Here is a 14156-nt window from a genome sequence, read left to right on the forward strand (position 1 = left end):
AAGCATTTAAAGTATAAGACTTAAATTTTGCCTTCTTTGATTGCATAGATACCAGGCAGATGGCGCAAGTAGCCATGAAAATCCATACCACAACCATAGACGTAACGGTCAGCAACATCAATACCCACAAAATCAACGTCAAACCCTTCAACTTTACGATCGTGTTGCTTATTGAGTAGGACGCAAGACTCGATAGACAATGGCTTTTCTTTACCCAGTTCTTCAACGATGGCTTTTAGAGTGATGCCTTCGTCAAAAATATCATCAATCAATAAAACGTGTTCGCCCTCGATGTTAACATCAGGCTTAAATTTCCAATCAAGCTCACTGGTACCTTCGTTATCACGATAGCGTGAGGCATGAATATAATGCATGCGATGATAGAAAGTAAGGTGAGTAAGCAGTTGACCGGCTGGGATAAGACCACCGTTCATAACGACCATAACGATTGGGTTTAAACCCACATAATGTAGGTTGAGCTGCGCTGCAAGGCGCTCATAAGCAGCGGCTACTTCGATACTGCTGATAAGGCACTCTGAGTTGCGTAGGGTTTTTTCAATTTCTTGATTACTAATTTGGGTCATGAGTTGCGCCTTGGATAAAAGTGCCGCCTATTTTAGCAAATTTTAGCAAATTTGCCCAACACTACCTTTTTAATAAGAATATAAATTTTATTATGATGGCTTTTTTACAATGAATGGACGGTAATAATTGGCCAAACGATTCAGTGATGTATCAGGTAGGTCCGGCAATAACTTGTTCAGCGCCATGCTCATTCCTTTATCAATGGCGGCTTTGGCAACTGGCACAGACTTACGTTTGATCATGCCGAGCTTCAACGTTTCAGCAAAGCGACTGACAAAGTGGGTAAGCGTCTCTTCATTGACAGTTTCGAGTGCTGTTTTGAACTTCGCTCTATCCACATGCTCAGGTGTAATAGCGGCAAAACCTTCATCGATGGTCTTTGCATCTGAATCTGACAATTTGAAACCTATACGCTTGACACCTTCATTGTCGATAAATGTGGCACGATCCCTTAGAAAATGAAAGCTAGGAAGCACTTCTTCATTGTTTTCTTTACCCAATAAAATATTGAGTAGAGTATCGGTCGCACGCTCAATCGTTACAACAATTTTTCGCATAGAGGCTTGACGCTCGGGATTAGGAATAATATCTACCAAGCCAACCAATAAGTTATCTGTAAGGTCGCGAGCCGTCTGATGCGTAAGCGCATCGCGATACGGGTAATAATCCACTTGCTCATTTGAAGCAATGACTTGTTCGGCCTCAATGATTAATGCTTTTAATTTATCTGAAGGTACGAATCCAAAATAATGTTCCATGATACTTCCTTTATTTGTTGTTTTTTATGTCTTACTAGCATTACATTTATCGTCAAATCGGTTATTATTTAAACAAAGTCTTTAATCTTAGGCTCATCACACGAGATGCGAATTAGTGACATGACCTAGTTATAAAATACATGACTTTTGCATGACTTTATTGATTGGCAATAGTTTTACAAATTGCTAGGATTTAGCTAAACGATAGGTGAGCTGAGTCAATCATCGCATACTAATTTAGCATATTTTTCATATTTTAATTCAAAAAGCTTGAACTTATAAGGCTACTGATACTTGTCTAGGGAGAGATAAGATGAATAGTGCTATTGTACTGGTATTCGCTGTGGCTGCTATGCTCTGCGGTTACGTGTTTTACTCAAAATTTATCGCCACCAAAATTTTAGCATTGGACAACAGTCGTCCAACGCCTGCACATACAATGAAAGATGGGGTAGATTATGTGCCTACCAATAAGTATGTATTGTGGGGGCATCATTTTACGTCAGTAGCAGGGGCTGCACCGATTATTGGTCCTGCTATTGCGGTTATTTGGGGCTGGGTGCCTGCCATCATTTGGGTAGTATTGGGCACTATTTTTATGGCTGGTGTGCATGATATGTCGGCCATTTGGGCGAGTATGCGCAATAGAGGTCAGTCGATTGGCTCTATCGCTGGTAATGTTATGGGCACACGTGTCCGTAGCTTGATGATGGTCGTTATTTTCTTATTGTTACTAATGGTGAATGCTGTATTTGGTGTTGCTATTGCTAATATGATGATCAAAACCCCATCTGCTGTGTTACCAGTCTGGGGTGCCTTAGTGGTTGCCTTTATCATTGGACAGTGTATTTATCGCTACAAGATGAATTTGGTCTGGGTATCAATTATCGGAGTAAGTGCTCTATATGGGCTGATCTATCTTGGCCCTATGTTCCCTATTGTGTTACCTGAAACCGTCATGGGTTTACCTGATAACGCTGTCTGGATTCTTATTTTGTTTGGTTATGCGGCGGTCGCCTCATTATTACCTGTCTGGATGCTGTTGCAACCACGCGATTATATCAATGGCCTGCAGCTATTTGTCGGTTTGATTCTGCTGTATGCTGCTATTTTTATTGCTACGCCAAATATTGTCGCGCCCGCTATTAACACCGCGTTGCCAATTGGCACGCCGTCACTCATGCCATTGTTATTTGTGACAATTGCTTGTGGTGCGATATCAGGGTTCCATGGTTTGGTCGCGACAGGTACGACATCCAAGCAGATTGATAAAGAAGAAGACGTTCGTTTCGTTGGTTATTTCGGTGCGTTGGGTGAAGGTATGCTCGCACTCGGTGCAATTTTGGCGGCAACGGCAGGTTTTGCTACTCTTGGTGATTGGCAAGCAGTTTACCAAAAATTTGGCGATGGCTCTATTGGTGCTTTTATCGATGGCGGTGCGACCATCTTGAATGCGGGCGTCGGCATCGATATGGTGCTATCACAGACGATGCTGACGGTAATGGCTGCACTATTCGCAGGTACTACAATGGATACTGGCGTACGTTTGCAACGTTATATCTTCCAAGAAGTTGGTGAGATTTACAAGTTGCCTGTACTGAATAAAAGTGTCGTCGCAACACTATTGGCTGTCGGAAGCTGCTTGCTATTGGCATTTGGTGCCGGTGGTATCGATGGTGCTGGTGGTATGATTATCTGGCCACTATTTGGTACGACTAACCAGTTAATGGCGGCACTAACACTCATGATTGTCACTGTTATTTTGTTACGTAAAGGCAAACCAGTCTGGTATACCTTAGCACCATTATCATTTTTACTAGTTATGACCGTATTTGCACTGCTGATTCAGCTCAAAACCTTCTTTACTGATGGTAATTGGCTACTTATCATTATGGATATCATTATATTGGTGGCCACGATTTTAGTGACATTTGAGAGTCTATCGGTATTGCGTAAAGAATGGTCGCTACACAGAGGTAAAAGCGGCGACGCTTAAACGCTAAATCATACTGAATGTCTATCTAACAAACAACGCTAGCAGCAATTGCTGGCGTTTTTTGTATCGGATAGGCATGATGGATTATAAGTATTAAATAAAATAAGAGGTCATTATGGACGACGAAAACACACCAAATGAGCTAGAAAACACCCAACCATGGTGGCAACGGTTTGTGGCTGGATTGAATGAGTTTTACCATGCGCCTTATCGACAGACGATGGCGCGCGCTGCTCGTGATGAAGAAGATTTTTTTATGTTGCTTATGTTTGCTGAGAGCTTGGGAATTGATAACCCAGCCAGCTTTTATACACTAGAGCTACAGCCATTGTTTTTAGAAAATTTCCACGAATGGCACACGCGTATGGGGATGGATAGATGTCCATTTGACCATGTTGGTTGCTGCTAAGAATTTGTTGATTATAAAAAATAAGTATTGATTGAATAACGAGATAAAAATATGGCATTACACCCTTTACATGGATTGGTAGAGCAGCTGGCGACGCAGCCGATTATATTTATCGGTGGGAAGGGCGGCGTGGGGAAAACCACCACTGCTGCTGCACTAGCCAGCTACTATGCAAGCCAGCAGCAAAAGACACTGATTGTTTCGACCGATCCAGCACATAGCTTGGGCGATGTGCTCAATATGCGTCTAAAGAACGAAAAAACTACGATATCGCCTTATCTAGATGCTATTGAGTTAAACCCTGACGTGATCATCGATGCCCACTTTGCTCAAGTTGAATGTACGATTAAATCCTATGCCAATCCAGATATGATGCCAAAAATTCGTGAGCATCTACGACTATCTAAGTCGGCACCCGGCGCCCAAGAAGCAGCGATGCTTGAATCCATGTGCCACCATTTAGTCGAGGCGGCACATGCTGGTTATGATCATATAATATTTGATACCGCGCCGACAGGTCATACCTTACGATTGCTGGTACTACCAGAGATGATGGGTGCATGGACGGATGGTCTACTGGCACAGCAACGGCGACAGGCGAAACTGCGCTCGGTAGCAACACATTTGGACAGTCACAATCAAAAGGGCGATCAAACAGACAGCCTCAAAAACGATGTTGCCAATCCGTTTGCCGCAAAGAAATCTGATCGCTGGGAGCAAGCAGTATCGGTGCTGGAGAAACGTAAAGAGTTGTTTAGTCAGGCGGGAGCACTACTACATGACCGTACCCAAACGGCGATCGTATTGGTTATGACTGCCGATGTTTTACCATTGGCTGAGACCAGACGTGCTATCGAACAGTTAGAAGACAGCAAACTCATGCCAGCAGCGATAGTCATCAATCAGCTCATCGCACCCGCACAGTCTGATGAGTTTTGGCGCCACCGTGCTGAGCGCCAGCAGCAGCTGATGCAAGATATTGACAAGATTTTTGCTAATTATCCGCTATATCCAATTTATCTGCAGCAAACTGACGTACGCGGCACTGAAGCATTGAGTGCGTTGTTAAATGCATAGAGTACATAGATAGTTCGCTAGCAATTTATGACTCACGCTTATACGACTGTAACTTCCCTGAAAGCGACCATGCCATGTCGAGCCGCAAACTTTGGGCAAGCTCTGCTTTACCACTACTGAGCGATGACCATTGTGGTTTGCCCCGTGCTTTTTTAAGCTCGCTTGGTAGCTTATTCGTTGGCCATGGTGTCACGTTATTGTCTTCTCCAGACAGATCGTTACTATCTTTATCACCTTTGTATAATAGCTGCGTGGCATCAGTCGCAGCGTGACCACGATGGCGTAGGGCAGTGAGTAAATCTATCGCACGAGTGGCGAGCAAGGTAAGAGTCGCAGGGTCAATGTATAAGCGTTTTACCCCAGTAATCCGGTCGGCGATACTACTGGTATTTGATAATAGCCCACCTGCGATACCGCCTATTGCTGCACCCAAGCCCAACGTCGTACCAAGTGCTGCCGCATCAATGCCCAATCCGAGCAGTGCACCAGCTGCCGCGCCCGATGTCGTACGAATGCCATAGCTTTTAAGCAGTTCAGGGTCAAAAGGATCTTGCTGATACGCTTGTAATTCAAGCGGCGTTGCTGCCACTGCATTGTCATAAAATTTATATAAATTAAGCAGGTTATGCTGCATCGCGCGCTCACTTTGCCTAACGGCTTCTTGCATTTGCTGCAATACTGGCATCGGGTCGTCATCATCGCTAATCTCACGCACGAAAGCGGCAACGTTCAATAAAAAATCCGCAATGATGATATTAGCCTCATCATATAGCTGTGCCCAGTCTTCTGTGCGTCTCTGCATGAGCTGTTCAAGCATTTCTGAATGGGTGAGCATGGTCGCAAGGTTTTGCCACAAATGCATTTCATCTTCGAACTCAAAAGCAACCGAATCAAAACGTGTAGAGATATGCAGATTGCGTCTTGCCAGCATGGTCTGCCACTCATCAATATTGGCATTTTGGCTATCAGTAAAATTGAACACCGGCATAACAGGTATCGCTGCCCACGATAAAATGGTCAATTCGTCCTTGTATTTACCCAATACTGGTTCACGCGCATCGACGACATAAACCGCCATATCACTTGCCAGCAATTGGCGGATAACTTTGGCTTCTTGGCTATAGTCCTCATTGCTACTTAACGCATCACCACCTTGAGCGATATCTGCTGCCAAAAATTGCTGTAGACGTTCAATACCATCGCGACGACTGGCGGTATTGTCCTCCAACCAATCCATCAATCCCGATGCGTCCTCTAAACCTGGGGTGTCATATAACGCCACCAATACTTCACCAGTCTGACTATCGATCAATTGGGCGCGTTCGACATGGCGTGTCGTCGCGGCTTCGTTTTTGACTTCACCAAAATACACGTCACGTAATAAGGTACGCAAAATAGAGGTCTTACCCGTATTGGTATGACCGACCACTGCCAATTTTAATGCCTCACCGCTGGCTATCGTGGTTTTCTTACTCTCGCGATTTGTTGAATCTTCTACTTCATAATTAGAATTAGAACTGGTATCAATGGAAGTGGCGACGTTGGCTGTATGGCTAGCACTGGTTTTATTAATATTAATAGGCTGGGTAGGTGCTGTCGTTGAATTTTCTATGTTGATAGGCTCATCTTTTAAGGCCTTGTCGGCGAAGAGACCGACAGGCTCATTCTTCGTTTTATTATTATCCATCATCTGATCCCATATTATATTTATTAGAGTCTGGTGAAAATTTGAAAAAGTTATTATCGTTTTTTATTAAGCAGTATAAGTACTTACCAAGCCAATCTTTCGTGCTGATAGAGCTGTTTGCCATTGTTGATATCGCACATTTTGTTGCTGCGAAACTTTTTGTTGTAAGGCGTCAGTAGTGCCAGGCGCATCATTAAGTAGCTGCACAATCAGCCCGTCTTTAGCATGCGCCGCAATTTGATCGAGCTTGCGTAGCGTGCCACGATCAGGGAGGGCTTTGCTATGAATACCGAGCAAGACTTGTACTGGATGGGTCTTTAGATACACTGTTAATCGATCCATATCATCACGGTCATCAACGATGCCGAAATTCTCTATCTCACTATTATCATCAGTATTGGCATCCAGACCTTTTTGCCACCAGTTATCTTGCTCTGAAGGATATTCCAGTAGCGCAACCAGCTTCTTGCCAGCGCTGACAGTTGCCTTTGGAGCGATAGGCGCCGCTACCTCAGTAAAATCGTCGGCATCAACCACATGACGCTGCCAAAAATTTAGGATTTTTTGATAATAAGGCAGCTTGATATCCAAACGCATTTTTTTACGACGGAACATAAAAGCACAAAACGCCCACGCTATCGCCCGTGGCACGATACCATACATCAGCAAACTACCAATTAACAAGCTTGCCCATTGCCGCGCGACAGACAATGGCATGGCATCAGTCACCAGTCGACTCTGCACGATAGCAGCATTGTCAGGTACACCAAATCCGACCATACTGGGTAGCCAGCCAAGCACTTGAGTGAGGGTGATCAGTGCCTGATCGGATAGCAGCGTCGACTCCCAACTAAAGCTATATTGGCGCACAATCAATAAGAATATAATCGCAAAGAGCATGCCGGTTAAGGTGGCAAGCCATAACTGATGACTAAAACGACCCAAATACCAGCGCATACCACTATGCTGTAATTGACGCTCGTACAAGTCAACCGCCGCTTGGGTGACATCGTCCTTACCACGGATAAGATAACTAGGGCTAACAAAACTCGCAAACCAGCTGGGCGACTGACGACCTTGGTTAAGCAAGGCCATGACTAACCAACCAGCCAGCATAAGGGTATGAAACCCAAGCAAACAGACCAAGACATAAAAGAAATTGACGACATTGGCTTGTAGTAAGGTAAATAATCCTAAAAACCCCGAGATGCACCACACCACACTCATGACCACCATGATGCCCTTGATGCGCCCATCAATCTTGCCCAATACTCGTGCCAGCGCGCCATTACTATCGATACGTGAGGCACGGCGATGCAGTTTTTGGACGGATTTTCCATCCTCATTTTGCAGTTTTTCCGTGATTAATAGCGGGTCAGTGGCAAAGACATGTTGCTGCGTCTCAAGCGTGCGTACCAGCTCAGTCAATTGATCTTGGGGTGAGAGCATAAGGTGATAATATCCGTATAAAAGCGTTCATTTAGAAGACAATTTTTGATTATTGTAGCGTATATATAATGACGATTACTGCTGTTATTTTGCAGCCTCACAAACCAATGCTAACTAAATGAGCCATTATTAAGCATTTTTGTCATGGTAAAGGTGATAAAAATCAGCCAGAATGAATGATAGCAACGATGACAACAACGATACAGGTGATCAATACACTGTTAAAGAAGAACCAAAAAAAGGAATCGTTATGAGTACCAAAACCTATTTAATCATCGGCGGTACAGGTGGCATTGGCAAAGCCATGGTAGAGCAATTGGTAGAGAGCACGGCCAACAATAATGATGCAGACAAGGACAACCTGCGCGTCTTTGCCACTTATCACAAAAGTGTTCCTGATTTTGCAGCGGACAATCTCTATTGGGTGCCCATGGACATCTGTGACGAACAAAGTATCAAACAAGCGGCGGATGTCATTAGCCAGCATACTAGCCATATTGATTGGCTTATCAATTGTGCAGGGCTTTTGCATACCGCGACGCAGCAACCCGAAAAATCACTACGGCAAATTGAGACAGATTTTTTCTTAATAAATATGCAGGTCAATGCTTTAGCCGGTCTGCTTATTGCTAAGCACTTTAAACCTTTATTGGCCAAATCTGAGCGTAGTAATGACAATCCTGCCGTTTTTGCCACTATTTCTGCACGAGTCGGTAGTATCAGTGACAATCAGTTGGGCGGTTGGTATAGCTATAGGATGAGCAAGGCGGCACTCAATATGGGTATGAAAAGTTTAAGTATCGAATGGTCACGGTCGCTAAAGGATGTGTGTGTGGTCGTCATGCAGCCCGGAACAGTCAACACGCAACTGTCAGCGCCTTTTCAAGGTAATGTGGCTGACGGTCAGTTATTCTCGCCGGCCTATAGTGCAGAATGCTTATTAGAAGTGCTAAGCCGCATGACGGCTGCGCAATCTGGCAGCTTTGTTGATTGGGCAGGGGAATCTATACCTTGGTAGCGCCAAACGATTGAACATTGAAATTGATTCAATTCAATAGAATAAAATAGGGCGTGTCGTTATCATGATAACGACACGCCCTATTTTATTGATAATACAAGGATAAATTAAGCGTAAATCTCTAGGTGTACAAATGCTTAGTTCACCATAAACAAGTCCATAAACTCATGCACGGGTGTCTGCTCCAAGCGTTTTTTATCGCTGCATAACGCAAAAATAGCCTCGCAGCGACTGTCGATAAAACGTGTCGCCAGGCTGGCTCGAAACTTGGCTTCTAATACAGGCAAACCTTCTTCACGGCGGCGTTTGTGACCGATAGGATATTCTACAGCGACCTTATCGGTACTGGTGCCATCTTTGAAAAATACTTGAATGGCATTGGCAATCGAACGTTTGCTTGGGTCATGATAGTCTTTTGAATACCGCGGATCTTCCTCTACCACCATCTTGCTGCGCAACTCATCGATCAATATATGATGCTGCTCATGGTAATCATCTTCATAGTTCTCTGCCATTAGGTCTCCTGTGAGCAACGGCACAGCCACCATATATTGCAAGCAATGATCCCTGTCAGCAGGATTGGCAAGCTCGCCTTGTTTTGAGATGATGCGAATCGCTGAATCATGGGTCGTCAAAACGATTTTTTCGATGTCATCAATTTTATCTTCGATACGTGGGTACAAAATAACGGCCGCCTCGCATGCCGTCTGCGCGTGAAACTCAGCGGGGAAGCTTATCTTAAATAAGATGTTTTCCATGACATAGCTGCCAAAGTCACGCTGGAAGGTAAAGCGACGCTCGTTTTCGGGCTTGGTGGCTAAGTCCTTATTGGTGTGGCTAAACAACACATCATAGAATCCCCACTGCGGTGCGGTTAGTGCCCCAGGAATACCCATCTCACCGCGTTTGGTGATATCTACCAAGCGTACCGCACGGCTGGTCGCGTCACCTGCTGCCCAAGACTTGCGGCTCCCTGCATTGGGCGCATGACGATAGGTGCGTAGTGCTTGTCCATCGACGAGGGCTTGTGAGATAGCCGCCATGATGCGCTCACGGGGTAGGTTATAGAGCTTGGCGACGACCGCAGTTGAGGCCAATTTGACTAAGAATACATGGTCAAGACCAACGCGGTTAAAGGAATTGTCTAGCGCCAATACACCTTGGATTTCATGCGCCATAATCATCGATTCGAGCACGTCTCTCATGGTGAGCGGTGCGCGACCTTGGCTGACGTTTTGCTGACTAATATAATCTGCGACTGCCAAAATACCACCGAGATTGTCTGATGGATGTCCCCATTCAGCCGCCAGCCATGTATCGTTATAGTCTAGCCAGCGTACGATGCAGCCTATGTCAAAGGCGGCTTTGATAGGGTCGAGGCGATGATTCGTGCCGGGCACACGAGCGCCATTTGGGGTAATTTGATCAGGGCAGTCGGGCCCCAAGTGCTTGGTGCATTCAGGGAAACGTAGCGCCAGTAAACCGCAGCCCAGTGTATCCATCAAACAGTAACGAGCGGTACTCCAAGCGTCATCACTGTTTTCGGAGTCTTTATCGATAGAGTAAGTTAAAACATAGTCGGCGATTTTTTGGATTTCATCGTCATATTCTGGACGGACGTTGCTTTCTACTGTCGCACTACTTATATCCGAATTGGTTGTATCTGAGTTGCTATTTGACATGGTCGTCTCCTTTTCCTTGAGTGTGCTACTTCTTTAACCAATTATCTTGGTTATCCTTTTAAAGCAGTCATCATTTAAAAGTAGCATACTCAATATGGAACAACCAAATTGAATTATGTTAAGAATTAAGACGTTAGCAGCCGTTTAAATCATTAAATACAGCAGACCTAAAATAAACAAAGCAGCCATAATAAACAGCAAAAATCCCAAAATTTTGGTCGTCGTTGTCGCGGTATCCGTGCTCTCTTTTTTGACTTTGTTTTTCTTAGCAACGTATAGCACCATTTTCACATGCTCGATATTGTCCTCAAGGTAATGCTCGCCTTCAGGCACAAAACCCAAAGACTCATAAAAGCTGAGTAAGTAAGCCTGTGCAGAGAGTATAATCGGGCGCTTCTTACCATACTTTTTGCGGCAGTGCGCAATGGCTTGATTCATCATCTGCCGTGCTAGACCGTCCCCTCTATGCTCTGATAATACCAGCACTCTACCGATGGCAGGCATAGACGTATGATTGGTCTTAACCGCAGGGTCGGCGACTGATAGATTTGACTTCAGCTTATTGAATTCAGGTGGAATGATGCGGCAATAGCCAATTAGCGTTTCATTTTTATGCGCAACTAAGTGCAGACAATCAAAGTCCACCTCATCCATATCTTGATACGCACAGTTTTGTTCGACAACGAAGACCTGCGAGCGCGCTTTTAAAATATGATAAAGATCAACTGCGGTCAGCTCGTCAAAGGTTTTTATAGAAAATTCACAAGTCATAGTGGGCTAGCTTCTGGCAATAGGCGGTAAAATAATGGGCATTATAACGATTTAGGCAGGTATTAACCATTCCTAACCGTTTAGGGTCTGGCTGATCTTGTCTAAGTTTAGGCTATCAGACATGGCGCTAAAGATTTCAAAGTATTTGCCACGCTGGGCATAAAGTGCCTCATGCGTACCGGTCTCAACCACGCGACCATCTTCTATCACGACCAAGTCATCAGCATCGATGATTTGGGCAATATTGTGTGAGACCATAATCACGGTTCGATCTTTTTTGATGAGATCTAGGCTTTTCTTCACTTGTTGGCTGGCAATCGCATCGAGGCTGGCGGTTGGCTCATCCAAAAACACAATAGGTGGGTCTTTTAAAAACATCCTTGCCAAGGCGATACGCTGCTGTTGACCGCCTGATAGGGATTTTGCGGTGCTCTCATAACCTTTAGATAAATTAATGATTTGCTCATGGATGGAGGCTTTTTTTGCTGCAATGATAATATCTTCATCAGTCGCATTCATATCACCATAACGGATATTTTCGCTAATCGTACCGGAAAAAATATGATTGCTTTGTAGTACCAGACCGATATTTTGACGCAATTCATGCGTATCGCAGTCGGCTAAATTATGCCCGTCTAAGCATATCATGCCAGCATCCGGCGCGTAAAACTTTACCAATAAGCTAATAATCGTACTCTTGCCAGCACCGGAGAGGCCCACCAGTGCAGTGATACGATTTGGCTTAATAGTAAAGCTGACATCTTTTAGTGCTTGTGTACCATTAGGATAGGTAAAATCGACGTTTTTTAGCTCAATGTGACCTTTTAAATCTTGACTACTTCTGCCAGTGATATTTTCAACTTGCTCGTTATCTTCTAATATCTCAAAAAAACCTTCGGCATAGGTCAGGGCGTTATTAATCTGATCATAGATGCGATGCAATTGACGGATAGGGGCCGCGACGTTTTGGAACAGCATGACATGAAACAAAATCATGCCAATCGTCATCTCGCCTTTTAACACAAAATAAGCCGTGAGAAGAATGATAACCACCACACCAATCTGCTCGATAAAGGTCTTTATCGCATCATAAATAAAACCGATACTGCGAATACGCAGCTGATTGTCGGTCATCTCTTTTTGAATGGTTAAATGCTTCTCAGCCTCAATAGATTCACGGACAAAGGATTTCACCACGCTGATAGAGTTAATCAGCGAGATAACCAACCCACTCTTAGCTTCTCTATAGCCACGCATCTGACGACGGAAGCCTTGCAGACGCCGCGCTTGTTTTTGGCTGATGAAGAAATATATCGGAATGATAATAAGACCGACCAGACCAATCCAAAAATTGGTCGAAAACATGATAATGAGTGAGACGATCGCACTGGCAAACAGCGGCAGCATATCGATAAAGAAGTTTTGCACTAAACTGGTTAAGCTACTGACCCCATAATCAATACGCGTTTGCAATTTGCCGCTGTCGTTTTCACTACTGGTATAAAAAGCCATGCGATAAGTGAGAATGCGCTCAATGATTTTTTGGGACAAGTCGCGAGACAAGTTAATACGAATCTTTTCGCCAAAAAAGCGCTGACCAAAAGAGATAAATATCGACAGTATCTCTTTGGTCAAGAGCACCGCACTAATAATCCCTAGCATCCGTAGACCAGCCTGCCATGGATCAGCAAGCGTGGCAATTTCGGTCAAGGTATCAACGGTATAACGCAATACAAAGGCGTTGACCTGAGCGGTAAACGAACCAAGCACTGTTAATATTAAAGTGGCGATAATTAAGGTTTTATAAGGCGCAGCAAAGACGGCAAGCTTTTTGAGGATATCCCACAGCAATGCCCGCCGTTCAGTTTTCTTGATCGGAGGTTTTTTATTTAACTGTACGCGGCGTGGTTGGGGAGACGTTGGCATATGCTTTTGTGTAAAGCTCACTCTTACAGTTAAAGAAAAACTCTCTTTTTTGGACCCTTTAAATCGTTTATCTCTTTCGCCAATTTATCTAGATTATCAGGGGCAGAGTAGTATACCTTCGAGAGCACATACTCAACCATTTCATAAGCATCCATCGTGTCATCCAAACTTAACTCGTTGTCTGAATGACTTCCGGCATTGCCCAACCACTTTAGTGCAAAAAACTTAGTTTTTAAACTCTCATGCTTTTCTGGTAACTTTTCAATCCTTCTATGCAAATTCCTCATCTCCTCGACTCCTTGATCTGTAAGAATACCTTCAATAGCGATTCTTACTAAATTAGCTGCCGCAGAAGGAGAGGTAAAAAACAATTCAAATGACTGATTTAGTAGTTTTTCGATATCAGCAGGTGTATCTTCTGGGATAGCGATTAACTTGAGATTTGGATGGAAAAATAATGGTCGATAATCGCTATACCAATATTGTAATTGACTACCAAACTCATCGACGTCTATATCAAAATCCACGTTTCCGCGTCCTGTACATACAACTTTACTAGCACATTTATGGTTATTACATTCAAAAATGCAGTGAAAAATATAATCAATCCAGTCTGGATCAAGCTCATGTTTATTCTGCATTTCTTTTGCATCAAGTTCTGCAAATTCTTCAAAGCTATTTTCTTTAATTCGTAAAAGTCCAATATTACACTTAGGGCAATTATAATCAGGTGGGTCATCTACGGTAAATGGCCGCTTATATAGATCTCTATTCATGCCTTGATACCTTAATTTTTAG

The 14156-nt window shown here is 43.9% G+C and carries 12 protein-coding genes; 4 read left to right on the forward strand and 8 right to left on the reverse strand.

The annotated features are described in order from the left end of the window. Positions 1-20 precede the first annotated feature (20 nt). Together AAEY72_RS01050 and AAEY72_RS01055 are read right to left on the reverse strand one after the other, a co-directional pair. Positions 21-584, reverse strand: a complete 564-nt coding sequence (locus tag AAEY72_RS01050) for a hypoxanthine-guanine phosphoribosyltransferase (RefSeq protein ID WP_189582132.1) — start codon at positions 582-584, stop codon at positions 21-23. A 90-nt stretch (positions 585-674) separates the two neighbouring features. Beyond that, positions 675-1343 (reverse strand): hypothetical protein, encoded by a 669-nt coding sequence (locus AAEY72_RS01055; RefSeq protein ID WP_189582129.1) that lies wholly within the window; start codon positions 1341-1343, stop codon positions 675-677. A 313-nt stretch (positions 1344-1656) separates the two neighbouring features. Between AAEY72_RS01055 and AAEY72_RS01060 the strand changes: the two genes are divergently transcribed. From AAEY72_RS01060 to AAEY72_RS01070, 3 genes are all read left to right on the forward strand, one after another. After that, positions 1657-3339: a carbon starvation CstA family protein gene (locus AAEY72_RS01060; RefSeq protein WP_210539282.1), complete on the forward strand. Its 1683-nt coding sequence runs from the start codon at positions 1657-1659 to the stop codon at positions 3337-3339. Positions 3340-3454: 115 nt separating this feature from the next. Beyond that, positions 3455-3748, forward strand: a complete 294-nt coding sequence (locus AAEY72_RS01065) for a cory-CC-star protein (RefSeq protein ID WP_189582123.1) — start codon at positions 3455-3457, stop codon at positions 3746-3748. A 51-nt stretch (positions 3749-3799) separates the two neighbouring features. Continuing rightward, positions 3800-4825: an ArsA family ATPase gene (locus AAEY72_RS01070; protein ID WP_352309121.1), complete on the forward strand. Its 1026-nt coding sequence runs from the start codon at positions 3800-3802 to the stop codon at positions 4823-4825. Between the two features lie 25 nt (positions 4826-4850). On the opposite strand, the gene AAEY72_RS01075 is transcribed toward AAEY72_RS01070, so the two are convergent. Further along, positions 4851-6512, reverse strand: a complete 1662-nt coding sequence (locus AAEY72_RS01075; RefSeq protein ID WP_352309122.1) for a GTPase/DUF3482 domain-containing protein — start codon at positions 6510-6512, stop codon at positions 4851-4853. A gap of 66 nt (positions 6513-6578) precedes the next feature. Continuing rightward, the gene (locus AAEY72_RS01080; RefSeq protein WP_352309123.1) at positions 6579-7961 is read right to left on the reverse strand and encodes a DUF2868 domain-containing protein; all 1383 of its coding nucleotides are present in this window, start codon (positions 7959-7961) and stop codon (positions 6579-6581) included. 250 nt (positions 7962-8211) lie between these two features. Between AAEY72_RS01080 and AAEY72_RS01085 the strand changes: the two genes are divergently transcribed. Next, on the forward strand, positions 8212-8979 hold the full coding sequence (locus tag AAEY72_RS01085; RefSeq protein ID WP_352309124.1) for an SDR family oxidoreductase: 768 nt from the start codon (positions 8212-8214) through the stop codon (positions 8977-8979). A gap of 137 nt (positions 8980-9116) precedes the next feature. On the opposite strand, the gene AAEY72_RS01090 is transcribed toward AAEY72_RS01085, so the two are convergent. From AAEY72_RS01090 to AAEY72_RS01105, 4 genes are all read right to left on the reverse strand, one after another. Then, entirely contained in the window at positions 9117-10661 is a 1545-nt protein-coding gene (locus AAEY72_RS01090) for a bifunctional 2-methylcitrate dehydratase/aconitate hydratase (protein ID WP_352309125.1), read from the reverse strand. Positions 10662-10805: 144 nt separating this feature from the next. Continuing rightward, a complete protein-coding gene (locus tag AAEY72_RS01095) occupies positions 10806-11432 on the reverse strand; it encodes a GNAT family N-acetyltransferase (protein ID WP_010200440.1) in 627 nt (208 codons plus the stop codon). A 72-nt stretch (positions 11433-11504) separates the two neighbouring features. Next, positions 11505-13358: an ABC transporter ATP-binding protein gene (locus tag AAEY72_RS01100; RefSeq protein WP_352309126.1), complete on the reverse strand. Its 1854-nt coding sequence runs from the start codon at positions 13356-13358 to the stop codon at positions 11505-11507. A gap of 29 nt (positions 13359-13387) precedes the next feature. Beyond that, on the reverse strand, positions 13388-14134 hold the full coding sequence (locus AAEY72_RS01105; protein ID WP_352309127.1) for a DUF4145 domain-containing protein: 747 nt from the start codon (positions 14132-14134) through the stop codon (positions 13388-13390). Positions 14135-14156: the final 22 nt, after the last annotated feature.

It is taken from the genome of Psychrobacter sp. W2-37-MNA-CIBAN-0211 (assembly GCF_040309405.1).
Lineage (GTDB): Bacteria > Pseudomonadota > Gammaproteobacteria > Pseudomonadales > Moraxellaceae > Psychrobacter > Psychrobacter glaciei.